This is a genomic window from Duncaniella muricolitica (assembly GCF_910574735.1).
GTDB classification, from domain to species: domain Bacteria; phylum Bacteroidota; class Bacteroidia; order Bacteroidales; family Muribaculaceae; genus Duncaniella; species Duncaniella muricolitica.
The window spans coordinates 1-24,740 of sequence record NZ_CAJTCF010000066.1; the positions used below are offsets into that span (position 1 = coordinate 1).

The following is a 24,740-nucleotide window of genomic DNA, read 5'->3' on the forward strand; positions in this document are numbered from 1 at the left end:
GTACGGTATATTAGAGTGTGGGAACTATAATATAGTGCGCCCTTTGCTGAATGCGCTGTATTTTTATTATTTTACTGTATTATTAACATCTCGAAATAAGTTTGAACAACTTCATTGTTTATATTTAAGATAAATGACGGATTGTGTACCAAGCAGTATCACATATAAGTATTCCACTGCCCAATATGCCGCTAACGTGACATTACAATAACCTAATCCCCATAAGCATAACAGATAAGCAATAGTAGTTATCACCTGAAAAATGAATACCGTCCGTGTCGCTCCCGTTCCGGTTGTAGCATTCAGATAGACGTAACCGGGTAGTGCAAAGAAGTAATTCAATAGCATGACAAGAAAAGGCGGCCATGCAAGCTGTACGATAGCGGGATTTTCCGTATAAGCCCCTATAATGTGCTGGTGAAAGAACAACGCAAAAGTAATCAGTGGAATGCCTGTCGCATATCCTAAATGGATAATCTTATGGCAAAGCGGAAAAACTTTTTTCTTTTCACCTGCTCCAATCAGATTACTCACCAAAGAACCGGTGACACCTGCCAACGCATTGACGATAACGGAAAACAGTGCGGAAACACTTCTTACAATGTTCGATACAGCCAACTCCGTTTCTCCCAAACGTTCGATAGCCACGAAGAACAGAAACCAAATGGCTACACTTGTAAAGAACTGGAGCATACTCCATACCGAGATAGAAAATACCTCTTTCAATATAGTTATATCAATATGCCAGTATAAGCCATACGCTTTTTTATCAATGTGCCGAAACATATATGCAGCCAATACAGCCAGCGAACACATTTCGGCAAATGAAGAAGCGATAGCCGCTCCCGATATACCCATATCGAAGCCGAATATCAGGAGCCAGTTCAGCGGAATGTTTACCAGTACGGCAGTGAAAGCTGCCATGTTCAGAACTTTTGTCTGTGTAATGCCTACCAAAAACGAGCGTAACGCAAGGAACGGGAAAGAGAACAACAATCCCCAAATACGCCAATCCAAATAACGGATAACCGCATTATAAACATCATCCGAAGTCATCAGATGTTTCAACAGAACGGGAGAAAATATCTTGGATAGCAGACAGAGGAGTACCGCCAGTATCAGCAAGAAAAACAATCCCTGAAAGAACGTTTTTCCCGTTTCTGCATACCACTGCTCTCCGTTTCGGCGGGCAATTACCACTTGCAACCCCAAACTGAACCCGAAGCCGAGCATATAAATTGCCAAGAACCATATTCCGGCAAGGGCAGATGCACCCAGTTCCACGTCACCCACATGTCCTAAAAACAAAGCATCGGTAATATTTATCAGCTGTTCGATAAGGATGCTCATCATTACAGGAAAAGCGATGAGCCAGATTTTCTTATAGGTATAATTCATTTGTTCAAACCAATATGATACAATACATCCTGCCGCTTTAAGCAGCACGACAATCTTATAGATTTATAATAAGGGATAATGACAAAACAATGACAGGCAAACTTAAAACATAAGCCTGTCTATTGCTGAATAGCAATAATTTGAAGTGCTATTCGTTGAGCGTAGCTATATGCACAACTGCCATTTCATATTGTTGAACAACTATTTATTTTTCTGTTAGTTCTGCAAAGATAGCGTTTTTTCCTGAACTTATATTCTTAATTTATCAATTTCTTTCTGAACCCCATCTAAAAAGCGGGAAGCGTGCGCCCCGTCCATTTGCGTGTGGTGGAACTGGAAAGAAACGGTGAGTGTCGTTTTCAGTAGGCAGCGTTTGTATTTGCCCCAAATAAGAAACGGATTATTAAAAATGCCGCTATACATCCCGACAGCACCGTCTATTTCATATTGTGCCAATGCGGAAGTTCCGATAACCATGCTTTCCGTCAAGTCGTTATTGACGCAACTTTCAGCCACTTGTTTGGTAAGTTGCAGATAGTGTTGGTTAAACAAAGATAAATCATCGCAGAAAGGAATATCACATGAACTTACCTCGCCCTCTCTGTTGGCGACAATGGTGTTTACTGCAATGGTATCGTACTGCATCAGTTTACCGCCAACGGGCAGCAGATAAAATTCTTTCACGTTTCTTGCGGCTTTGCCGATGCACCAGCACATCAACATATTAAACTTCATGCCCGATTTCCAGCTGATTTTCACAAGGCGTGACACGTTGAGTGTCTTAAAGAACGTCACCATTGGCATAGGTGCGTTCATCCACATTTCAAAGGCGTATGCCCGGCTGGTTTCTTGGGGATTTACTTCTTTCATACTTAATGCTATTTTCATTTAATGAATCAGGTCGCAAAAGTAGGAGAAGCGTTTGACCCCGGATAGAACAAACGGGACATTTATATGGAATTGGTGAACAAATCGGAATATGGATTTGATACTTTCAGCAAAGACACGGGCGTATATCCGCAGAATTTCTTGAACTCCCGGATAAAGTGCGACTGGTCAGCATAACCACTGGCATATGCTATTTGTGCCTGATTGATTTCTTTGCCCGCTTGATGCTGCATCTGCGCCAAAGCCTTTTGGAAGCGGACGATACGGGTATATTCTTTGGGATTGATGCCTACAAATGAATGAAACAACCGCTCAAACTGTTTTTTACTTAGGCAGGCAATAGAAGATAATTCGTTTACAGAGATTTGCGGAGTGATATATATTCGCTGTATGGCGGCATCTATTCTTTTAACTCTGTATGTGGTATCAGTCAAATTATCGGCAATTTGTGACAACAGCCATTTTTCTATATAGCTTATGCAAATAGAATTATTCTCACAGTTGAATATTCGTGCAGCCAGTTCATTCAAACTCTTGTTTTCAAGGCTGTAACCGGACACTTCTTGATTATAAAAGAGTGAAGTCGGTATGTTCAGAAACATACTCATGGCGTGAGGGTGGAATACAACCACTATCATTTCTGTATTTCCGTCTGCATATAGGTGTGACGAGAAATTAACTTGTCCGCTCACAGTCAGTTTGTCTTGTGCAGCATTCAATTCGGGAATATATAGTGGTGCTTGCTTATGGAAGATGATTTGAGGGCAACCGATAGGAAAAGTCAGGGTATTCAAAAACTGGTTACTTTTGAATACCCAATAATATCTCACGTAAGGTTGCAATAGCTTACATGGCTTGTAAAATTTGAACGTCTCTTGAATCATTTTACAAAAGTAGTAATTTTGTGCTGGTTACGAAGTAAAAAGAGGTAAATGAAACATAGAAACGACTGTGCATAATGACAAAGTCGTTTCTATGATAAGAATTATATTTTCAATCCTTTCGGCCGATTCCCATCTTTCGCATATAGTTCCGAACGCCCGATGATGATATGCCGGACCCTATGAAATTCTCGGTGTTTCGCGTTATTTCACAGGGCTGTGTATCTATCGTATTTTTTTAGGTGTACAATGGAATTTATCCTTTCTGTTGTTCCCACTTGGCATACATCTCCCTTAAAAGCTCCACGATCTCCCGGCTCAGTTTCACAAGATCGATGGTATGTTTCTCCAACTTGTAGAGCAACGCCATCGCCTTCTTCTCTGAAAAGTGGATGCGCAACTCTTTAACGACCTGATTGTAGTTCGTACCGATGGCACGGAACTGGGCGTGGAAGTCCGACAGTTTGGTGTAGTAGTCCACCAGCGTCTTGTCCACCTTCAGCACCCTGAACTTCTGTCCGAAGAAATGCGCCTTGAGAAAGACGGCTTTCGCATACACGTTCGATTCCTCGTACATCGTCAGGAACCTGTTCCACTCCACATCATCGAAGCGCACCATCACGCAGTGCGTCTTCGGATTCAACTTGGGATTTCTCCCGTACTTGCTCTTCTTTTTCATTCTTCTTATTCTTTCAATTTTATGGCTTGTCCATTGTTTAATTTTTAATTAAGGAACCCCGAAATTATCCGACTGCGGAGGATAATTCTGCCCACGGCAGTGCTGGGATTTTCAGTTACTCGGAAGCATTCGAGTAACTGAAAATATACCTTGCTGTGTCTTTGAGGACACAAGAACTCCGATTTACGCCACTTGCAGCCATTAAAAGACAACCATCTGTATGATAGTGATTTATTCGGTATTTCTCACAACTTTGCAGAATAGGGAAAAAGCAAAAAAATGTGGATTGCAGAAAGAGAACGGTTTCCTAATCGTAACCCCGGAAACCTGCATTTTTAACAGCCCGACACTGATTTTGCGCCGTTCTGCGGAGGTTTGCTTACAGCCATTTAGCGCGTGTGAAACTAATTTTGTAACCAAAAACAACTGGTATGAGAGCAACATTCAAAATTCTGTTCTTCGTGAACAGAAGCAAGGAGAAAAACGGTATTGTTCCCATCATGGGGCGAGTGACAATCAACGGAACACAAGCGCAGTTCAGTTGCAAGTATTCCATTGCTATGGAGCAATGGGACACCAAGGCGAACAAAGTGAAGGGGAAAAGCAAGGAAGCCCGTGACATCAACTTCGCCCTCGATAACATCAAGGCGCAAATCATCAAGCACTACCAACGCATATTGGACAAGGAAGCGTATGTGACGGCGGAAATGGTGCGCAACGCCTATCAGGGCATCGGCACGGAGTACGAAACCCTGCTCCGTGCCTTCGATAAACACAATGCGGATTTTGCCAAGCGTGTGGGCAAGGACAGGACAAAGAAAACATACTACAAACACACGATAGCCCGTACCCATGTGGCAAACTTCATCAAGTATTACTACAAGCGGAACGACTTCGGCATGAACGAGCTGACGGAAGACTTCATGAACCAGTATTGCATCTACCTCCGTAACGAGGTGGGCGTGCAGCAATCCACCGTCAAGCTTTATTGCGAGACATTGAAGTCCATCGTGACCCATGCGCACAAGAACGGGCTGATACCGAGAGACCCTTTCGCCGACTGCTGTATCAGCGGCGGTAAGAAGGAGCGGGAGTTCCTCACGGAAGAAGAGGTGCGGACGCTCATGTCGCACCGTTTCGATGACCCGGCAATGACAGTTGTACGTGATCTGTTCGTTTTCGGATGCCTGACGGGAATATCTTTCAGCGACATCAAGAACCTCACCACCGACAACCTTGTCACGATAAACGGCAACCTGTGGGTTTCATCGGTGCGGCAGAAGACGAAAATACCTTTCCACGTGAAGTTGATGGAGAGTGCCTGCAAAATCATCAACCGCTACGAGCCGTTCCGCAGGGGAAAACGCCTGTTCCATGTCTATAGGAACGGATGGACGAATATCCTGCTGAAAAAGATAGCGGCGGAGTGTGGGATAACCAAGAACTTGACTTTCCACATGAGCCGCCATTCGTATGCGGTAATGGCTATCTCAAACGGTATGCCGATAGAGAGCGTCAGCAAGGTGTTGGGGCATACAAAGATTACCACCACGCAGCATTACGCCAAGATAACAACTGAAAAATTAGACAAGGATTTTTCTGTGTTGGAAAGTAAAATTGGAGATAAAATGAAACTTGTTTAATCACCAAATACCATAAGGGATGAAAAGAAACATCATAACAATAAGCAGAACGGGCAATGTCAGTATGCCTGAAAACATTACCGATATATGGATGAGCGAAGCTGAACTTGTCAGCCCGTTCGGTGTTATCGCTCCAACCGTCCGTGCTGCAATCAAAGCAGTCTATAAAAACAGAATACTGAAAGAGTATGAGGTACAGAGGTATATCCACCTGTCGGACAAAATCAGTATGGATGTTTACAGCCTTGAAATGGTTGTCGCTCTTGCTTTCCGCATTAACTCATACGGAGTGGAACGGGTACGCAATGCCATACTTGAAAGAATGTACTTGCGAAAAGAGAAAACAAGTATCTTCTTTTCGCTGGGTAATAGAATGGAAATGTCTAAGTATCAGGCATAAAATATATAGATATGACGACATGAAGTAATGAAACCAATGCGTATTCCCATTGCCGACAATGTATCCATATACATAATTGGGTAGGCGTATTGTCATTCATTCACAGGAATGTGGCAATCCCGAAGAAGCACCTCTCTATAACGGTTGTTTCTTCGGGATTTTTTATTGTTATACTCCCTAACAGGCTGCAAGTTTTTCATTCCGTGTGTTTTTTGCGCCATTCTGCCGTGATTTGCGTATCAAGGTTTCAAGCGGCTCACTCTAACTTTGCACACGACTATTTATCAACCATTTAAGCGTATGAACAATGAGTAAATCAGACATCTGCAAGGAGGAGTTTATCCGAGTGGGTACGACCCTCTACAAGTTAGTGAACCAGCCCCGACTGAACGGTGGCTATGTGAAGAAACGCATCGTGTGGAACAACGAGACCCTGCGGCAGGACTACGGCAAGCACTTTCTCGCCACCGTCCCCAAGTATGACGGCTTCTGCACGGTTCCCGACCATGTGAATTACCGTCCGATAGTGGACAAGTTCCTGAACCTCTATGAACCTATAGACCACAAGCCGATGGAGGGTGATTTTCCCTCTATCCATTCGTTGGTGGAGCACATCTTCGGGGAACAATACGAGTTGGGAATGGACTACCTGCAACTGCTATACCTGCAACCTATTCAAAAGTTACCTATCCTATTATTGGTATCGGAAGAACGCAATACAGGCAAAAGCACGTTCCTGAACTTTCTGAAAGCCTTGTTTCAGAACAATGTCACATTTAACACCAACGAGGACTTCCGCAGCCAGTTCAATTCCGATTGGGCTGGCAAGCTGCTTATCGTGGTGGATGAAGTGTTGCTTAGTCGCAGAGAAGACAGCGAACGGTTGAAAAACCTGAGTACCACATTATCCTACAAGGTGGAAGCCAAAGGCAAAGACCGTGACGAGATAGCGTTCTTCGCCAAGTTCGTGCTGTGTTCCAACAACGAGTATCTGCCTGTCATCATAGATGCAGGGGAAACACGTTATTGGGTGCGCAAGATAGACCGCTTGCAGTCGGACGATACCGACTTCCTGCAAAAACTGAAAGCGGAAATCCCTGCCTTCCTCTACCATTTGCAGCACAGACAGCTATCCACCGAGAAAGAGAGCCGTATGTGGTTTGCCCCGTCATTGCTGCATACCGAAGCCTTGCAGAAGATAATCCGCAGCAACCGCAACAGATTGGAGATAGAGATGTGTGAACTTATACTTGACATCATGGCAAGTACGGGTATCGACACTTTCTCTTTTTGCTGCAACGACATTCTCTCGTTGTTGGCAAACACTTATGTCAAGGCGGAGAAGTACCAAGTGAGGAAGATATTGCAGGAGTGTTGGAAACTGACACCTGCCCACAACACCCTCACATATACCACCTACCAAGTGGACTACAACCGGGAATGCCGTTACTCTCCACTTCGCAGGACAGGAAGGTATTACACCGTGACAAGAGCGTTTTTAGAAACACTATGATTATTTTGATGAAATGATGAATAAGTATATAAAATCATTGGAATACAGTCTGTTATTTTCTCATCAACTTTTCATCAAAGACATTTTACTGATGAAAAGAGAAAGAAACCATCAATATCCTTTCTCTTTCGGTGAATGTTTTGATGAAAGCGTGATGAGGGTCTATCGTGTTGATATACAACAAGAATATTATCCCATTCATCAAATCATCGCTTTATCAACCATCATCAAATCCGTAGAAATATACATTATGAACATCCAAGAAGCAAAAACAATCAGACTGGCAGACTATCTGCAAAGTTTAGGCTACAGCCCCGTCAAGCAGCAGGGCAAAAGCCTTTGGTACAAATCACCGTTCAGGGAGGAAGCGGAAGCATCGTTCAAGGTGAACACCGAACTCAACCAATGGTACGACTTTGGAACAGGCAAGGGCGGTAATATCATCGCATTAGCGCAGGAACTCTACGGTTCGGACTATGTGCCTTACCTGCTTAACAAGATAGCGGAGCAAGCGCCGCACGTCCGTCCCGTGTCTTTCTCTTTTCGCCAGCAGGCATCCGAACCGAGTTTCCAACATTTGGAGGTGAGAGAACTCACGCACCCTGCATTGCTCCGCTACTTGCGGGAGCGTGGAATAAACACCGCATTGGCGCAAGCGGAATGTAAGGAACTGCACTTCGTCCACAACGGCAAGCCTTATTTCGCCATCGGGTTCTCGAATGTGGCTGGAGGCTATGAAGTGCGCAACCGTTTCTTCAAGGGGTGCATCGCCCCGAAGGACATCAGCTATATCCGACAGTCGGGAGAGCCGAGAGAGAAATGTCTCGTGTTTGAGGGGATGATGGACTATCTTTCATTCCTCACCTTGCGGATGAAGAACTGCCCGACCATGCCCAACCTTGACGGGCAGGATTACGTTATTCTCAATTCCGTTTCCAATGTATCCAAAGCTATAGATGTGTTGCACGGATATGAGCGCATACACTGTCTGCTTGACAATGACGAGGCAGGACGGAAAGCGTATTGGGAACTGGCGGCAGAGTTTTCAGGACGTATCAGGGACTTCTCCCACAACTATAACGGACACAAAGACCTGAACGACTACTTGTGTGGTAAGCGACAGAATTTAACCGTCAATCCACCGCCACGAGCCATCGTTAAACCCAAGAAAAAAGGCTTGGGGGTATGAGCCAAAGGATGGAAAAAACGGAAGATGCTCGAAATTCATCCGATGGAATCGGGGAGGTAGCAAGTTGGTGTTTCGGGTGTACCGAAACCACTTGCAACCCACTCCCCGAAATTGTAGGAGCGGCATCCCGTTGGTCTATTCAGTATAAACAGTAACAACATTGAAATATGGAACACAAGGAACGTAACAAGGGCGGTCGCCCCAAAAAGGAAGCGACCGAAAAACTGAAATACCGTATAGCGGTAAAGATGGCGACAGCCGACTACTACCGTCTGCTGACAAAAGCATACGAGGCAGGTGTATCACCGAGTGAGTACATGAGGGAATGCTTCCGAAACAGATATGTGCAGGAACGGCTGTCAAAAGAACAGTCCGATTATGTTCGTCAGCTCTGTGGCATGGCGAACAACCTCAACCAGCTTGCGCATAAGGCGAACGCCGGAGGATTCTCAGAAGCCCGTTGGGATTGTAAAGTTGCGGTAGCAAGAATTCACGAACTGATAAACATGATAGGGATATGATGGCGAAAATCGTAAAGGGAGGCGACTTCAAGGGTGTGGTGGACTACATCCTTGACAAGGATAAGGGTACGCAGGTGGTGGCATACGACGGCTTGTTCATGGAAAACAAGGAAACCATCGCCATGAGTTTCAATGCACAGTCACGGATGAACGGTAAAGTGACGAAGCCTGTCGGACATATAGCGTTGAGTTTTTCCAAGGAGGACGAGCCACGCCTGACCAACCGAGTTATGGCAGGCATCGCACTCGAATACATGAAGAAGATGGACATACGGGACACGCAGTTCTTCATCGCCCGCCACTTTGACAAGGAGCATCCGCACGTGCATATCGCCTTCAACCGCATAGACAACAACGGCGCCACCATTTCTGACAGGAACGAGCGGTTACGCAGCACCCATATCTGTAAGGAACTTACCTTGAAATACGGTCTGCACATGGCGGATGGAAAGGATAATGTCAAGCGCAACCGACTAAAAGAGCCGGATAAGACGAAGTACGAATTATATGACATTCTGAAAAAGGAAGTCGGCAGGTGTGGTAACTGGAACGTGCTTGTCGCCAATCTGCAACGTCAGGGGGTGGAAGTGCGCTTCAAATACAAGGGGCGGACAGATGAGGTGCAGGGTGTTATATTCGTCAAGAACGGTTATCATTTCAACGGTTCCAAAGTGGACAGGCGTTTCAGTTACTCCAAGATAGATGCAGCCTTGCAACGCAACAGGCAGGAAGAACGGAAGGGTATGACAACTCCATCACGTGAAACAGTCACACCAAGTGCTCCATCCTACTCGGAACACAATGAGATTTTCAACGGCTCGTTGGGATTGCTTAACGGCAGTGGTTACAACGCCACCGATGCGGAAGCCAATCAGGAGATGGCGGATATGCTTCGCAGGAAGAAGAAACGCAAACGGGGAATGAGGTTGTAAAATAGAATTTGACTTACCCTATTTATGGATGCGGAATATAATTCTCTAAAATTGAGAACAATTCCGCATTATTTTGATATAAAATGTGCTCATAATCAAATTAAAATAGGAGAATGAGATGTTCGTTCTTGAATAGAAAGTATATAGTTTTGCATATAATACCAGTCAGGTTCTCCCTTTTTATCAGCAGGTAAAGTAATAGTTTGGGCAAGAAGTTTTTCTTTTGTTACTGCATCACCCCAATGATATTTACTTTTCAGTGAGCATCTTAATACTGTAATAATGAATAGCAGAATTTGTTCATTTCCATTGTCGTTACAATAAAGAACAATATTATGACTGTCATTCGAAACAAAATCACTCTTTTGATAGGTTAGTGTGAAAGTTTTGCCACCTATAAGAATACAATTACCTTTAATTAGATTATAATTTGTCGCGTCAATATAAGCAACAACACCATTATTGACACTACTTGCAGTGACGAAAGGCGTTGTTCCAGAGCCGTCATTTATATTCCTATTTAGAATATTTCCCGTATTCTTCGCGTTAAAATAGTCACCAATAACAAATTCCTTCCAAGTACTTTTTTCTATACGCTTGTTTTTACCCCCCCCTATAACTTTTGTTAACATATTCAGTGATAATTGCGTTTTTTTCTCAATGGACTTCATATATCGCTCAATATACTCCCAATTCGGTAGACCATTTTTTGTAACAGGCAAATAGATGACACTACTTTTCATATCTTCTATTTTCCATTTGTCTGTATATGCATAATTCTTTCCAACAGACCTTACTAATGGTGCTATAAATAGCGCTATATATTTGTTCATTGAAAATTTTGGATACAAAACATTTACATCATCTGTAGCCCAAAATTTCTTATCTTGATAATAAGTTTGACCGATTGAACCATTGTAGCATACGGTTAATGTCCCTGCAGGGTGAGTTTCTTCACTATTGCCGATATGATTAGTTATTCCGTTGTTAAATGCAGTTGCTCCAACGTAACGAATATCACCTTCTTTCATGTCTTTTTTTGTCAATCTGCTTCCTTTGACAATATCAAACAGACTTCCCAGCATAAAGGGTTTCCAATCTTGTATGTCTATTCGTTTCATAATTTTGTTTACTTGGAAAATTCGATTATTACAGTATCGCTATTTTCATTTATAGTACTACTATACAGCACGGATTTCATAACTTTTTCATTGAAATCTTTCACATCTATACCCCTTTGAAACATTTCGTAATCCATCATTGTTTTAACAAAATCCTCTTCAAATATTTCAAAAGGAGCAGTAGGCATTTGATATGAAATATGTTCTAATGGATTGATTATTTGTCGAGTGCCGTATATTGAATCTTCTCCGTCTCTGATTGCACCAATCCAATAATCCTCTTTTTCTTGCCAACGTTCCTTTATATCTTGCCGTCCTTGATTTTTTACTGTTTCCAAGCCGTCCTCTTCTATATAATAGCCAATAATATTGCGCATATTCTGTGGCTTTCCTGCTTCAAAAACAAATATTGAAGTAGTTACTCCGACACCAAAAAATAAATTTTCGGGCAACTTTATTATAGTCGTCAATGTATTGTTTTTTAGTAGTTTGTTGCCATATTTCTTGTCAATGTAATCCTTTTCCAATTTTTTATCGGGCAAGATGAATGCACACTTTGTTCCAATAGGCACAGACTTTAAAACGTTGTCAACTATCTTCAAACAACCATACTTTCGTTCATAAGGTGGATTCATCAAGACTTTTGTTATTTTCTTATCTTTAATCCATTCACAAGCCTCATCTGTACGAGTGTCAAGCTGTTCGAGATTTGTTTTTCCATCTTTGTGAATAAGCATGTTAGCGCAAGCAAGAGCAAAAATTTCTCTGTCAAATTCAATACCAAACAATTGACTAGACTTGATTAATGCTGCTTCAGATGTATTTACACCTCCAGCTTCTTTCACCATATTACACATGGCTTTTACAAGAAATGCTCCCGAGCCGCATGTAGCATCAAGAACACGGTCATGTTGATTTACATCTATGAGCCTATACATAAAAGATGTGATATGGTCAGGAGTGAAGACTTGTCCACTTTCTGATTTCTTTTTGTATCGGTTGAACTCGTTAAAGAATATTCCCATCACATCTTCACCATTCCAATAATCAGAGTTTACGCAATCTGAAATCTCAGAAACCCAAGAAATAAAATTATCAATAGCATCTTGATTATTAGTCATATTCATCTTTATTTCAGAATAGACTTCAACAAGAAGGTCTAATTTCAGATTTTGTTTTCTGTCTTTTTCGAGAGATTTTGATAATGTATTAAGAATAGAGGAAGTCATAAGACTATATTCCATTCCTTTTTCCAACATAGCCCCATACCTCTTTGCTACCAAAGCGCAAGCAGTAATAATCATCCTGTGGTATAGGTTTTTAATGCCAAATTGAATATGCAAACAATCGTTTATCTTTTTTGTTAGGGAATAAATTTGTTGCTTGTTGATTTTGTTTTCCCTAAAAAGAGCAATATAGTAACGTTTGTTTTGAAGTGTCGTCGCAACATCGCTTATTTCTTCGCAGTTCTTATTATCTTTCGTGTATTTAATTACTCGAATATCAGTACCATTATATAGTATTCCAACAATACGTTTATATTGCTGAGATGTTATTTCTACATTTTTTACCAACTCGGCGTAATGCTTTTCAGAAAAGATATTCTCCTTTTCTGACTTTGCTTCAAGAATAAGTGCAACGTCCTGTGTATCTGATGGTAAATACCATCCATCGGGTTTGTCAGAAATTCCCTTAAAACCTAATTGGTTAAAGGTTGTAATTTGACCTGTACCTTGTTTGATATTAGGCTCTTTTTCGTCAAAACCAAGTATTTTCTTTGCGCTATCTCTTATTTCGTCTTCTGTCCGAATCATAATATCTTTGCGATTTGACTATTTGTTAGGTAACAACAACTCCCTGACATCCACATTTAAGATGTCTGCAATTTGATATAAAACAGGAATAGGGGGTTGAATCTTATTAGTCGCATATAGATTTACCATATTGAAACTTTTACCGAGCCTATCTGCCAATTTTGTTTGGCTGATACCTCGTACTTCCAAAACCTCTTTTATCCTATTCATACTCGTATTTGTCTTTCGACGGCAAAGATACACAATTTTATTTGGTAATTGATGTCTATATATAGGAAAAGTTGTACCTTTGTACCAAACAATAGCGTTATTTGAAAAAGCAAATTTGAGAAATACGATGAAGCCTGCAAGTTGGCATATCGTAACCCGTTAGAATGTTGAATTGATGTAAATGCCTTAATATCAGAGCATACAATTAAGCAAAACTCTTTTGAGGACACAAGAATCCTCCGCCTGTCGGATTGGTCTGTGAGTATAATAACTCATTTGGAATATCAGTCAAGCCGATGGAGTATATCCACCGACTTGATTGGTTCTACCGTAATCCGCTCAGAGTTTGCGCCACTGCTTGATATCCTCCCGGTAGGTTTCAAGGTGCAGGCGGGCGAGGTTTTCGATAAGTCCCGACGCACTCATGCCACGCCCGCCGAGACGGCGGACAATCCCGTCCAGTTGGTCACGCACCTCACCGCTGACGAACACAGGCTTGCGGTCGGTTATCTTGGGTACTCGCAGGTAAGCGGTACGGTACTCGTCCAGCGACAGCCTGCGTTGTTTGCTGCTGACACGCTTCTGCGGCACTGCCATATCTTCAGGTGTTTCGCCTGACGGTTCATCCACCGTAGTTGTTTCCGCTTTTTTCGTGACGGTCCTGCCGGGTTGTGACAGCCGTTCCGGATCCAGACCGATGTTCCGGTAGAAATCGTCCATATACTTCTCACTGCGGGATTCCCTGCGTCCCATTCTTTCCACGATTTCACGAGCCTGCTGCTCACTGATACTTGGTTCTCTTTTCATAAGAATAAAACAGGTTGATTAAGTTATTACTGTGGTCTTGGTCTGTGCCTTGACCGATTATCGCAAGTAAAGTAAGATACTTTAGTGCAGTCAGTCAAGCGTTTGGAGCCGATCAGGCAATTTTGTGCGATTTTGCTTTATGATGACAGAGATATTGGTGAGGACTTCACAGATTCGCCGGACGTGAATAGCCGGAAGAACAAAGGTGCGATTACAGTCAGGTTTGAATTAAGCCCTTGTTTTCACTCTTGCCACATTGCTGATTTCCGGGATTAAGAATATACACCAAATCTGTGCCAACCTCTACCAACCTGTGCCACATGCTTCCACTTCCGGGAAATCCATTGCCGGATAACAGATTATGTATTCCTTTGCGGCAAAAGAAACAGTAACAATAAAAAGTATGTATATGGAAATCGTATCAATTGAAAGAAAGACCTTTGAGGCGATGGTCGCCAAGTTCGACCGTTTCGTCCGCCACATGGATGCCATCTGTCAGCGGCACGGAGAGAAGACAATGGGCGAGTGGATGGACAATCAGGACGTTTGCCGGATACTCAACATCAGCCCACGCACGTTGCAGACCCTTCGGGACAATGGGACGCTGGCTTACTCGCAGATAAGCCACAAGACCTACTACCGTCCCGATGATGTACAGCGCATTGTTTCCGTTGTGGAGGACAGGCGCAAAGAAGCAAAGTTCAAAGGAAGAACTATATAAACTTGATGAAATGAACGAAGTAAACTAACAATACTCACTAAATCCAAAGTAACATGAATGAACTGATTAACAAGGACAACGAGTGGATAATCCACTTCATGGGCAGTCTCGACCGTCTTTTGGACAGCTTCGAACATCTGACCGCCAATTACCGCCCGACACTGAACGGTGAACGTTTCTTCACCGACAAGGAGGTGTCGGCTCGGCTGAAGGTGAGCCGCCGGACGCTTCAGAACTACCGAAACGAAGGGCGTATCGCCTATATCCAGTTGGGCGGCAAAATCCTCTACCGTGAATCCGACATCGAAAGGATGCTGGCTGACGGCTACCGCTCTGTCTATCGACAGGCTGCAATCTGATTTTCTTGAAGGAGCGCAGTTTGCCGTCTGCCCTATGATTGCGGAGCAATGGACTTTCGGCAAAAAGAGAAAGGAACGGTTTACGGATGGAGCGTCAAAATCCCGTTTCGTCTGTAAGCCGTTCCTCTCTTCTTTCTTCTGATTTCCCGCCAGTCGCTTGTTTCCGTTGCCGGATGCTCTTCAAGCGTATGGCAGGCAGTGACAAGGTTTTCGGGCTGAATACACTCCAAAGGAGGAAGATTCTGCCCGAAACGGCTCTGCCGCCCGACCTTGCCGCTGCCATCAAGCCATACGCTACCTTTGCATCCGTGCATCGGAAACGAGTGGCTGACGGGATGAACCTCAACTATACCATCGGTTATTACCTCTGACGCTGACAACAAATAGTGTAATCGGTGTAGCTTTCTTAATGGTGCTAATTTCATTTATTATAAACCGTCTGAACAAGACACTCTCTTTACTGCATATCCTGAATGCAACGGCTATAATCACTTCAATGTTATAGACATCATAACTGATACCATCCGGTTGCCTGACATACTTTATCGTGTCAAATTCGTTCAGTTCCTTGTTCTTGTAAATGGTATGAATCGCCTTGCGGATATCGCATGAGAACATCCCGAACAGGTCGGCTATCTCGAATTGTGTCATCCATACGGGTACTGTCGGCATAATGACTACACCCGTTTCACTGATTGTTATTATTCCTCTGTCCATAATGTATTGAATTGATACTGTTTACTTATTGCTGTCTGGCTTTTCGCCGGTAGATTGTATCTTCCTGCGTTCCATTAGCTTGTCCATGTCCTTCGAGATTTTATCATCGGTTATCCGTGCGTAACCCTGTGTCGTCCGGATATTGGAATGTCCCATCATTTTAGCGATGCTCTCGATAGGTATATCCGCCGAAATCAGGAATGTTCCGAAGCTGTGCCGACTTTGATGATAGGACAAGTTATCCTCTTTCCCTATGATAACGCCCATCTCATGGATATCAAACCACAGGGCATCCCGATTGGGAAGCGGGAACACGGGATGTTCATCGTCAGTCGTGTTATACAGCGACAATATCCGCTCCGCTATGGGATGCAGTGGAATGAACGCCTCTATCTTTGTCTTCTTGCGGTTGATGCGGATGTACCGCCTACCATCCGCATTCGTCCCGATATGATGTGGATGCAGGAGCATTATATCCACATACGCCAGTCCGGTCAGGGTCGAAAAGATGAAAGCCCGTCTTGCCAGTTCCATCCGCTTGTCATACATCGGGGTGGAAAGTATCTTCTTGAACTCCTCACGGCTGATATACTTGTGCCTTGCTTCCGACTTTGGTTCGTATTCCAGATCCTCGCAGGGATTCACACGGATAATCTCTTTATCGACAGCCAAATAAAGCAGGCGGTTCAACCAACGCAGGCAATGGTTGGTTTGGGAAGCCCCGAAATTCTTGCATCTCTTCAAAAACGCTTTGTAGGCTTTGCCGAAGTCTTCCGTGACTTCTTCAAGGCCTATGTCTTTCTTGCCCAAAGACATGAGATAATTTGTCAGGTACTTCTGGTAATACATTGAACTCCGATAGGAAGAAGTTGAGTCTATTTCCTCGGAATGTTTCTTCAAACGCTCCTTTTCCCATTCCCCCATTTGCAGGAGGGTCGTCGGATGGATGTTGTTCAAGGTGATATGGTTCTTCAGCATCTCCGCACTGACCACACCTTGCGATTTCAGTATCTCTAAGTAGGCTTCTTCCATCAGGCGCAGGTATTCCCGTAAACGGTTGTTCTCCCTTGCGGACTTTATCTCGTTCTTCCTGCCGTTCCAGTCTTCCGGTCTGCAATAAATTCCGGGACTGATGACGGTCTGTTTGCCGTCAATGGTTATACGACACAATACGGCGGTCGTACCGTCAGCCTTTACCTTGCTGCGGTTGATGTAGGGTAATAATGAAAATGTACTTCGCATATTATTCTTTAAGTGTTAAAGAGTGAGTTTGAAATCTTCGGTCGCTTTAATGAACTTGTCCATGTCCTCAAATAGTTTTTTCGGGCTTACACGGGCATATACCTGAGTGGTGGAGATATCGGAGTGTCCCAACATCCTGCTGATGGTCTCTATCGGAACGCCTGCTTCAAGCGTTATCAACGAGGCAAAGCTATGGCGGGCCTGATGGTAGCACAAGTCATCCTTGATTCCTGACAATGCCGCCAACGCTTTCATGTGCCTTCTGAGATTTGACCAGCGAAGTAAAGGAAACAAGGTTTCCCTGTCCTCACTATGGTACTTATTGATAAGCGCAATAGCTTCGGGCAATAGTTTTACGCTGGCACGGAGTTCGTTCTTCTTTCTGCGGTATTTCAGCCACAAAGCCCCGTCCTTATCCGGATATAAATTGGTATGTGTAATTGAAACGACATCTGCATAAGAGACTCCGGTATAGCATCCGAAGAGAAACATATCCCTTGCCAGCATGTGGGATTTGCGGTAAGCAGGTATTTCCACATCCCGGATTTTCTCAAACGATTCACGGCTTAATGCCCGTGGTGTCGTTTCAGTCTTCTTCGGCAAGGTAAAATGCTGGAAATGGCTCCTGTCGGCATACCCCTTCTTATAAGCCAGACGGCATATCTTCTTCAGGATGGCAAGATGATGGCGGACGGTATCTATCGCATATCCCTTGTTTTCCATAGCGAATGCTTGATAGTCGTGGATGAACTGTTCCGTCAGTTGCCCGAATGACAGGTCCTTGACCTTGTACTGATGCTCGATGAACTCTCCGAGGGTCAGACGCATATAGTGATAGCCGGGATAAGTTCCTTTCGCGCGGTCTATGCCGATACGGGCTTTGAGGTCGTCACAGACAACATCCGTCATTTTCATGAGAGTCATCTGTGTTTCCATGCTGCCTTGAAAATGATTCTTCACATCGGTGGCTTCAAAATCCACTTTACGACTCACAAGGCTGTTGAAAGCGTTGTTCACCGCCAACAGCAGTTTTTCAATCCTGGTATTGGTTTCCACAGCTTCCTTGCTCTTGCCGTTCAGACGGCTTTCACGTGGATTCCACAATTCAGGCGTGCAGGACAGCTTGCATCCGAACTGTGCCATCGTGCGGTTCACGGTGATTCTTCCCATTATCGGGGCTTTACCCGATTTGTCCAGTCCGCTCTTTTTGAGGTAGAGCAACACCTTGAATTTTTCTACTTTCATACGCTTATATTTTTTAGTGCAAAATTACTTGCCGTATAAGCGTTCCTTGATATGCAAAACACTGTGTATGAGCGCAAACAAAACGGTGAGGGTTTCTTTTCATTGCCTGCCGTTACCTATTCCCGTTTCGGTAACTGCCCGGCTAACGGTTTGGTAACTGAACAACCTCAATATTCCGTTATTATTTGCATTTTCTCCACTTGGCAGAATGCTGAAACAAAGATCATTTCAAACGGTTTACGTTTTATCCTCACCTGTCCGCTTTTCCTTGCACAGCCTATCACTTTCCATTTCGCCCGCCACAGTTTCGCTGTAAATGTGCTTGGTGCAGGAGCGAACATCAAGACCGTTGCCTCTCTAATGGGACATTCAAGTATCAAGATGACCGAGAAATATCTCCACGTCATTGACCAGCAGAAGCAGGACGCAATCAACAGCCTCGGCGACCTTGACTATGACTGCGAGGCGGTCAGCATGTAGATTTTACACCGTGGCATTTTTGACACTTTGGCACTTTTGGAACTCTCCGACCGACATCGGAGGGTTCTTCTTTTTTCCGGCGGTCATCATCTATGAATTTTGGTTTGGTTCAGTACGGGGGGTATATATAGGGCAAATCCGAACCAAGACAATATATGAGGGCAGAGAAAAGAAAAAACGATGAAAAACGCTCGCATTTTCTGCATTATCCGCATTTTGGAACTTGAAAATGCAGGAAATGCAGATAGTGTGGCGGTGTCAGTCAACATTTTTCAGGAATTATCCCATTGCACACCTTGCATTCTTGCACACTTTGAAAATGCCAAAGTGTCAAAAATGCCACGGGGTAATATTGAAATAACACAGATACCACACACCCTTATTCCTTGATGAAGCTGACCCTTGATTGTGCAAAAGTGCAAAGAATGCAAGGGGGACAATGAGAAAAATCGGATTTTCGTAATCGGCAAGATACCGTCTAACTACCTCAAAAGGCTCTCTCCCGACGGTCGGATATAATCACTAAATTGCTACAGTCATTGCAGTGGATGTGTTGACTTAAACGAATACTGTCATTACACTGACTATCGTCATTATGACGATGAGAAAAAAGGAGTGCAAGGATATGTTTCGGGATTCCTTTTTCTCCGAAAAGCCACCGCCGAAACCGCAGTCACTGCCGTGACCGCTCTTTGTTTTTCTCATTGCCATAGGAGGTCGTTTTAGGGTGGAGCGAGTTTATGTTTAGGTATTACCTGTAATCCCAAAACGCTCCACAACCTCATCACCCAATAATGCCCTCTAACATCAATGATGAAATGACTGAATGATTAATCATTTAAATGACAAAATGACTGAGTGACTAATCATCTAATCATTCAGTCATTCCGTAAATCAATATCAAAGCCAATGCGAAATACAACCACAACACCGTCATGGAAATTACACCGACAGGAAATTCCTTAGCTCATTAGGGAATTTTCCAAGCCGCATTGACAAGTCAACGCTGAAAATATCCCGAATGAGCCAAAGGTCAACCTTTGGAATCCGAGGATTATTGAATACCTTTTGGAAAACAAATTGTACTCAACTAAGATTAACCCTTCTGATTAATAAATCCTTCGTATCCATCTTTCCTTATCTTTCATTCCCCATTGGACATGCCACGCTCTGCCATTAGTCTTATCCAGCAGAAGGAATTGATACATATTCTGTGTTGGATAAAGTTCAAACAAACTGCCACTGCTCCATGAGAGGTCTTCATTGTTAATAGAAACAGACCCTTCCTTATCGGTGTCCAAAGACCATTGAACTTGCTCTATTCTCCCAGTTCGTGTATCCAATTTAAGAAAGTTATATATGTTCTCTGTTGGATAGAATTTATATCGGTCATTTGCTTCACTCTTGAGAATTCTCATATCTATATCCTCAAGTATTGTTGCTATATATGAAGATATAGAGTCATTCTTGTTACTTGTCGAAGTCTCACCCTGTGCCGAAGAGCTTAATGCACAGAGCAGCGCAAATGTTAAGAGTATAAATTTCCTCATAATAAAGATTGTTGTTATATGTCATCTTCAATTTTGGCATTTCTGTGATAACCATGACGGATAAATAGATCTACAAAAATAAGTTCTTTGTACCATACTCCCTCGGGATTCTTCTTATTCTGCATGCGAAAGAAACCTCTAACAGGAATGTCATTGTCATTGATTATCTTCTTGAACCATTTTGAATCCATAACAATGACTTCCTGACCACATTGATTTATAACCTTCTTCTTTTCTACATATTCAAGTGGCGTTCCAGCAACCGCAGTAAATGTGCCTTGAGGAATAATTAGAGTCTCGACTTTTATATATTTCTTAACGGCTAAATATACGGCAATAAAGCGAAGTCGAATTCCAATTTCATCAATGCGATGTTGAATAGTACCAGCCAACAAGTTATCATCATATAAAATTGAGTCAATCATTAATAATTTGGGCTGTCCATCAACAAATTCATATCCGGCAGAGAAATGGAACATACTATGTCCGTTTTGTTCATTAAAGAACCAAATATTCAATTGATTGTCGCCAAAACCATAAACTAAGGTTTCATTGTTACGAAGTATAAGAATACCACACTCATCCGTTTCGCTAAACTCTTTGAATAAATCCGGCATGATTTTTTCAAAAGCTGGTGCGCTTTTCTCCATAACTCTTTCGAAGGAAGGCATTACAAGTTCAGGCAATCCCCATTTGGGTTTCATCGCTCGTATTTCCTTTAAATGTTTCAACTCTTCATTGAGAATTTCATAGTTCTCTCTATTTTGAGGAGCGGCGAACGTCAAACCCTCCTGAAATCCAGGTGTGTCAGGATTAAGCAACCAAGTGATAATAGGGCGTTTTTTGATTATCATAACGTGCTATGGGATTAGTAAATTTCTTCTTGGACCTTCTCAATCATATCAGAAATATCGTTCGACGATGATATTGCGATCATAACTTTTGAGATTGCCTCATAATCTTCTTTTGGATATGCAGACTTCTCATTAAAATCCTCATCACAAAAGAATACATATTCTCCGAATAAATCAAGAGTTCCTGCCCCATTGAGGCTTTTGAATTTGTGATATACTTTCCACCCGTTAAAATCACCAATCTTCAACAAAGCCTCTGCTTCCAAATAGGATTGTCTGCTTTTTATTTTGGAGAATTGGTTTTGGATTCGGTCTTTTGTCTTATCCAAAAGTCGTTGATTGTTATCTCGTTCTTCTTTTGCCCTGCGGTATTCCCCCTTACTATATGCTGATGAATATCCACTCGGAGACCAAATCTCCATAGAACTTTCAGCACTTTCGATTTTATCTGCATACTCCTGTGCTGATTGAAAAAGCTTCAACATATCCAATGTGAGTTCAATTGCCTCCCTATCCGTTGATAGCGCAACAAAAGAACTATCAACTTTTGTTTGCAGTGGTTCATAACTATCAAAATGATATAAAACACCTTTAAGATAATTAGCTGCCATTTCTTGTGCCTTTTCTTCTTTGGATTGTCCACAAGAACATAATCCTATAAGGGCAACAAGAGTAATAATCAAGGATTTCGTTTTCATATCGCAGGGGTTCGATTGGTTGATGTTGTTCTACTTGCAACTCCTTAAGCAGACTAATTAAAACACAAAGCGTGGAACTGCAATGCCACGTCTTAGAATGGAGGCCCTGAGAAAGCCTGTGAGCAGATGTAACAATAGCAGCCCACGCCATAGCGTGAGAACCACTATGCTACTCTTGCTCTGTCGAAGTTTCTCAGGTTTCCACTCTCAAGAGATAAGCATAACGCTTCTTATTTTTCAAAATGTCGTGATGGGATTACTCCCAATCAATTGCAAAGTTACGACTTTTTGTGTTGCGAGTCAATAGGCTGGGCAAAAATAAGTTTGGTTTGGTTCTATATATAGATATATAAACCGAACCAAATCTATAAATATATGCGATGCAAAAGAGAAATGCCCACCTAAATTTTTCTTTTCACCAGCCCATATCCCTACACCAACCTTACCACCGAAAGAAGAAAATCAAGGCAAATAAATAAAGTTAACGACAGCAAATTATCTATAATTCGTTTCTATGCGTTTTCGGACAGCTCTCTATTTAGTACGAATTTAGTACATCTTCATACAATTATATCATTGATAATCAGCATTAATATACCTTAAACTAAAATTGTGTTTAGTTTTAACTGAAATTTAATTTTACAAGTGAGCTAGGAGCAATTTAATAGTTGCGAAGTCAATCATCTCTTCTGCGGATTCAGTAGAGGCTTCATAGTTTCTAGTCAATCTGCGGAAACTGTCAAGCCATGCAAATGTTCTCTCAACTACCCATCTGAGGGGTTTGGGAGTGAATCCCTTGACTCCGTCAGGCGTATTACTGACTTCAAGTTCAATCTGCAGATCTTGTTTTATCTGCTCTGCTATTTCACCTCGATAACCTCGGTCAGAGAGAATCTTTTTGAGAGTTCTCCATGTATATGCAGTCACTTGACAAAGTCTGAAAGCCAATTTGGAATCATGTTTGGACGCTGTGTCGACAGTCCTGCCAAGAATGAATCCGTTGCGGTCAACCACAATGTTACGTTTGATGCCCTTTACCCTCTTGTTTGCATCAAAACCGTTGTCGCTGTGGCGATTGCCCCATTTTACACTTTGTGCGTCAAGAGCTCCGATGGTCGGAAGTTCATTTTGTCTTCGCTTCCTTCGTATTTTCATGACAAGTTTCTCAATACAGTGTTCAATTCTTCCGTCTTGTCTCCATTTGCGAAAATGCCAGTACACTGCCTGCCATTTGGGAAAGTCTTTTGGAAGCATGCGCCACTGGCAGCCGCTAACCAAAAGATAGAGAACGGCCTCGAATATGGAGCGCAAGGAATATTTGCGGTGTCTGCAATCATTTTCAAAGAATACTTTGTTTATATAAGACCATTGACCCTCGGTCAGATGTGTCTGATAGAAGAATATTTTATGCATATTCAAAAACCTTTTTCTCCTTTCAACACTCTGATTGAGGGTTTTGTGTGCTCCTTAATGTTTAAATTGGTTTAAAACTAAACATACTCTAAGAGTCGACTAAAATATTCAGCGCAATTTATTTACCCGATAAGTCAAATCAGAATATGAGGCTATATAACAACTGAACTGCACCCCAAAAGTTTTGTGTTCAACTTTTGGGGTGCAGTTCAAAATTTAGTCTACACGATGTTTTCCATATGGAAAATACAGAGTAGACCATTCTTTGTATTGTGTCAAGGTTGCGGGCGGCCTTTGCCGACTTGCGCTTCACCTTGTCTTGCAGCAGATTTACATCCAGTCCCCAATGCATACTTTCTATCGACCAGTGATGGCGCACAATGGAGCCCAGGAAAGGAGTGTATGCCGGCAGACTGCTTACATACAGCCGTTTCTCACGTGTATGTTTCGCGGTTGTCTTTCTGACGGTCTGGGCCATGTATTCTATAATCATCATGTTTCCGCCCCATTTCTCCTTGTCGGCAATCATTTCGAGGCCGTCATATATGTTGTATGTTCTTGTCTCGATTCTTCCATGACCGAGTTCGGGACCTTCCGTATAAGAATACAGCGGCTTATGCTCTTTGAGTCTGTCTTCCACTCCGTAACGCAACGAAGGCTGGTTGGCCTTGAGTTCAATGAGAAAATCCGCCCCTTTACCTCTTATCCTGTCTATGATGTCCTCTTGCATGGGCATGGCGTCGGCTGTCACAATCTTTCCGGCAAGACCGAGTTTGTCGATAAGCTGTGGGACAGCCTTTATTTCATTGCTTCTCTCCTGACAGGCCTCTGTAGCCAGCGTTATACCTGTGTTGAACGAGTAAGCCGACACGATATCAGGATTTCGCCCGTTCGCCAGAACTGTGCCCCGCTCGGCCTTGCCGTCAACACAGATTATCTCCCGGTCCCCGGATCAGCTCCGCAACTGAGCATGAAACACTTCGACAAATTCCTGCATCCAGTCGGCCATGGCGCAGTCATTTATGCCATTATCCACTCGGCAAAGGATCGCTTCGGACGGCACGCCATTTTTCAACATCCCCATTTTGCGGAACCTTTTGATATTGTGTTTGCCGAAAGCAATTATATCGGCACGGCCGACAAATCCGGAGGTACGGCCAAGTACCATCAGCATTATGATATCCCGGAGTCTGTAACGGTGGTTTCCCTTGCCTGTTCTGCGGAAGTCGGGCACAGACGAGGCAAAATCAACCAGTCTGTCCATGATGCTGCCCGTAGGGTAAAAACGATATTTCTGGGTCAAGCCGAAATGGCGGTGCATGGATTTTGAGAAAAGTGTTAAATTTGCGGTATGAAAACCGCAGATGCAATATGGATGTGCCTGCCCGAGGGCATGGACGAACTATTTGAGATGGTGCGCTTCGAGCGCACGGAACAGTCCTATGACATATGGCTTGACGAAAAG

Annotated in this window: 26 protein-coding genes and 1 pseudogene; 11 read left to right on the top strand and 16 right to left on the bottom strand. The window is 43.0% G+C overall.

Features of this window, described 5'->3' with window-relative positions; all coding sequences use genetic code 11:
* Window positions 1-111 precede the first annotated feature (111 nt).
* The 4 genes from QGT73_RS13205 to mobA form a co-directional block, all read right to left on the bottom strand.
* A complete protein-coding gene (locus tag QGT73_RS13205; RefSeq protein WP_280122725.1) occupies window positions 112-1,398 on the bottom strand; it encodes an MATE family efflux transporter in 1,287 nt (428 codons plus the stop codon).
* 249 nt (window positions 1,399-1,647) lie between these two features.
* A complete protein-coding gene (locus QGT73_RS13210) occupies window positions 1,648-2,268 on the bottom strand; it encodes a CatA-like O-acetyltransferase, family 2 (RefSeq protein ID WP_280122726.1) in 621 nt (206 codons plus the stop codon).
* An 80-nt stretch (window positions 2,269-2,348) separates the two neighbouring features.
* On the bottom strand, window positions 2,349-3,170 hold the full coding sequence (locus tag QGT73_RS13215) for a helix-turn-helix domain-containing protein (RefSeq protein WP_341874120.1): 822 nt from the start codon (window positions 3,168-3,170) through the stop codon (window positions 2,349-2,351).
* Between the two features lie 253 nt (window positions 3,171-3,423).
* Window positions 3,424-3,846, bottom strand: coding sequence for a conjugal transfer protein MobA (mobA, locus tag QGT73_RS13220; RefSeq protein WP_280122728.1), 423 nt, complete (start codon window positions 3,844-3,846; stop codon window positions 3,424-3,426).
* Window positions 3,847-4,277: 431 nt separating this feature from the next.
* Between mobA and QGT73_RS13225 the strand changes: the two genes are divergently transcribed.
* The 6 genes from QGT73_RS13225 to QGT73_RS13250 all read left to right on the top strand — a co-directional run bounded on the left by QGT73_RS13225 (window position 4,278) and on the right by QGT73_RS13250 (window position 10,044).
* The gene (locus QGT73_RS13225) at window positions 4,278-5,489 is read left to right on the top strand and encodes a site-specific integrase (protein WP_217968467.1); all 1,212 of its coding nucleotides are present in this window, start codon (window positions 4,278-4,280) and stop codon (window positions 5,487-5,489) included.
* 19 nt (window positions 5,490-5,508) lie between these two features.
* Window positions 5,509-5,889 carry a virulence RhuM family protein gene (locus QGT73_RS13230; protein WP_280122729.1) on the top strand — a complete coding sequence of 127 codons (381 nt, stop codon included), beginning with the start codon at window positions 5,509-5,511 and terminating at the stop codon, window positions 5,887-5,889.
* A gap of 307 nt (window positions 5,890-6,196) precedes the next feature.
* On the top strand, window positions 6,197-7,402 hold the full coding sequence (locus tag QGT73_RS13235; protein WP_280122730.1) for a primase-helicase family protein: 1,206 nt from the start codon (window positions 6,197-6,199) through the stop codon (window positions 7,400-7,402).
* Between the two features lie 250 nt (window positions 7,403-7,652).
* Entirely contained in the window at window positions 7,653-8,591 is a 939-nt protein-coding gene (locus tag QGT73_RS13240; RefSeq protein ID WP_280122731.1) for a toprim domain-containing protein, read from the top strand.
* Window positions 8,592-8,758: 167 nt separating this feature from the next.
* A complete protein-coding gene (locus QGT73_RS13245; protein ID WP_280122732.1) occupies window positions 8,759-9,112 on the top strand; it encodes a MobC family plasmid mobilization relaxosome protein in 354 nt (117 codons plus the stop codon).
* Complete coding sequence (locus QGT73_RS13250; protein ID WP_162222948.1) at window positions 9,109-10,044, top strand: relaxase/mobilization nuclease domain-containing protein; 936 nt, start codon at window positions 9,109-9,111, stop codon at window positions 10,042-10,044. Before QGT73_RS13245 ends, QGT73_RS13250 begins: the two co-directional genes overlap by 4 nt.
* 95 nt (window positions 10,045-10,139) lie before the next feature.
* Here QGT73_RS13250 and QGT73_RS13255 read toward each other — a convergent pair whose 3' ends face one another.
* The 4 genes from QGT73_RS13255 to QGT73_RS13270 all read right to left on the bottom strand — a co-directional run bounded on the left by QGT73_RS13255 (window position 10,140) and on the right by QGT73_RS13270 (window position 13,996).
* On the bottom strand, window positions 10,140-11,165 hold the full coding sequence (locus QGT73_RS13255; protein ID WP_280122733.1) for a restriction endonuclease subunit S: 1,026 nt from the start codon (window positions 11,163-11,165) through the stop codon (window positions 10,140-10,142).
* A gap of 8 nt (window positions 11,166-11,173) precedes the next feature.
* On the bottom strand, window positions 11,174-12,979 hold the full coding sequence (locus tag QGT73_RS13260; RefSeq protein WP_162222946.1) for an HsdM family class I SAM-dependent methyltransferase: 1,806 nt from the start codon (window positions 12,977-12,979) through the stop codon (window positions 11,174-11,176).
* 18 nt (window positions 12,980-12,997) lie between these two features.
* Window positions 12,998-13,189, bottom strand: a complete 192-nt coding sequence (locus QGT73_RS13265) for a helix-turn-helix domain-containing protein (protein ID WP_162222945.1) — start codon at window positions 13,187-13,189, stop codon at window positions 12,998-13,000.
* A gap of 339 nt (window positions 13,190-13,528) precedes the next feature.
* Window positions 13,529-13,996 (bottom strand): DUF3408 domain-containing protein, encoded by a 468-nt coding sequence (locus QGT73_RS13270; RefSeq protein ID WP_280122734.1) that lies wholly within the window; start codon window positions 13,994-13,996, stop codon window positions 13,529-13,531.
* A 409-nt stretch (window positions 13,997-14,405) separates the two neighbouring features.
* Between QGT73_RS13270 and QGT73_RS13275 the strand changes: the two genes are divergently transcribed.
* From QGT73_RS13275 to QGT73_RS13285, 3 genes are all read left to right on the top strand, one after another.
* The gene (locus tag QGT73_RS13275) at window positions 14,406-14,717 is read left to right on the top strand and encodes a helix-turn-helix domain-containing protein (RefSeq protein WP_148356472.1); all 312 of its coding nucleotides are present in this window, start codon (window positions 14,406-14,408) and stop codon (window positions 14,715-14,717) included.
* 53 nt (window positions 14,718-14,770) lie between these two features.
* Window positions 14,771-15,076: a helix-turn-helix domain-containing protein gene (locus tag QGT73_RS13280; protein WP_280122735.1), complete on the top strand. Its 306-nt coding sequence runs from the start codon at window positions 14,771-14,773 to the stop codon at window positions 15,074-15,076.
* Between the two features lie 188 nt (window positions 15,077-15,264).
* A complete protein-coding gene (locus QGT73_RS13285) occupies window positions 15,265-15,447 on the top strand; it encodes a hypothetical protein (RefSeq protein WP_280122736.1) in 183 nt (60 codons plus the stop codon).
* Here the strand turns inward: QGT73_RS13285 and QGT73_RS13290 are convergent.
* Genes QGT73_RS13290 through QGT73_RS13300 form a run of 3 tightly spaced genes read right to left on the bottom strand, consistent with a single transcriptional unit; the run spans window position 15,419 to window position 18,280 of the window.
* Window positions 15,419-15,793 carry a virulence RhuM family protein gene (locus QGT73_RS13290; RefSeq protein WP_036617603.1) on the bottom strand — a complete coding sequence of 125 codons (375 nt, stop codon included), beginning with the start codon at window positions 15,791-15,793 and terminating at the stop codon, window positions 15,419-15,421. The two genes, QGT73_RS13285 and QGT73_RS13290, sit on opposite strands and share 29 nt — an antisense overlap.
* A 21-nt stretch (window positions 15,794-15,814) precedes the next feature.
* Window positions 15,815-17,035 (bottom strand): site-specific integrase, encoded by a 1,221-nt coding sequence (locus tag QGT73_RS13295; RefSeq protein ID WP_280122737.1) that lies wholly within the window; start codon window positions 17,033-17,035, stop codon window positions 15,815-15,817.
* A 15-nt stretch (window positions 17,036-17,050) separates the two neighbouring features.
* Window positions 17,051-18,280: a site-specific integrase gene (locus tag QGT73_RS13300; protein ID WP_280122738.1), complete on the bottom strand. Its 1,230-nt coding sequence runs from the start codon at window positions 18,278-18,280 to the stop codon at window positions 17,051-17,053.
* Between the two features lie 279 nt (window positions 18,281-18,559).
* Here QGT73_RS13300 and QGT73_RS17535 point away from each other — a divergent pair.
* Window positions 18,560-18,760: pseudogene (locus tag QGT73_RS17535) on the top strand (tyrosine-type recombinase/integrase); the annotation flags it as partial.
* 180 nt (window positions 18,761-18,940) lie between these two features.
* A complete protein-coding gene (locus tag QGT73_RS13310; RefSeq protein ID WP_136408932.1) occupies window positions 18,941-19,150 on the top strand; it encodes a hypothetical protein in 210 nt (69 codons plus the stop codon).
* A gap of 1,174 nt (window positions 19,151-20,324) precedes the next feature.
* On the opposite strand, the gene QGT73_RS13315 is transcribed toward QGT73_RS13310, so the two are convergent.
* From QGT73_RS13315 to QGT73_RS17540, 5 genes are all read right to left on the bottom strand, one after another.
* Window positions 20,325-21,164: a hypothetical protein gene (locus QGT73_RS13315; RefSeq protein WP_280122740.1), complete on the bottom strand. Its 840-nt coding sequence runs from the start codon at window positions 21,162-21,164 to the stop codon at window positions 20,325-20,327.
* Window positions 21,165-21,178: 14 nt separating this feature from the next.
* Window positions 21,179-21,862, bottom strand: coding sequence for a hypothetical protein (locus QGT73_RS13320; RefSeq protein ID WP_124030754.1), 684 nt, complete (start codon window positions 21,860-21,862; stop codon window positions 21,179-21,181).
* 639 nt (window positions 21,863-22,501) lie between these two features.
* A complete protein-coding gene (locus QGT73_RS13325) occupies window positions 22,502-23,275 on the bottom strand; it encodes an IS5 family transposase (RefSeq protein ID WP_280122741.1) in 774 nt (257 codons plus the stop codon).
* 190 nt (window positions 23,276-23,465) lie between these two features.
* On the bottom strand, window positions 23,466-24,212 hold the full coding sequence (locus tag QGT73_RS13330) for an ISAs1 family transposase (protein WP_341874121.1): 747 nt from the start codon (window positions 24,210-24,212) through the stop codon (window positions 23,466-23,468).
* Between the two features lie 15 nt (window positions 24,213-24,227).
* On the bottom strand, window positions 24,228-24,596 hold the full coding sequence (locus QGT73_RS17540) for a transposase family protein (RefSeq protein ID WP_425278403.1): 369 nt from the start codon (window positions 24,594-24,596) through the stop codon (window positions 24,228-24,230).
* Between the last annotated feature and the right edge of the window lie 144 nt (window positions 24,597-24,740).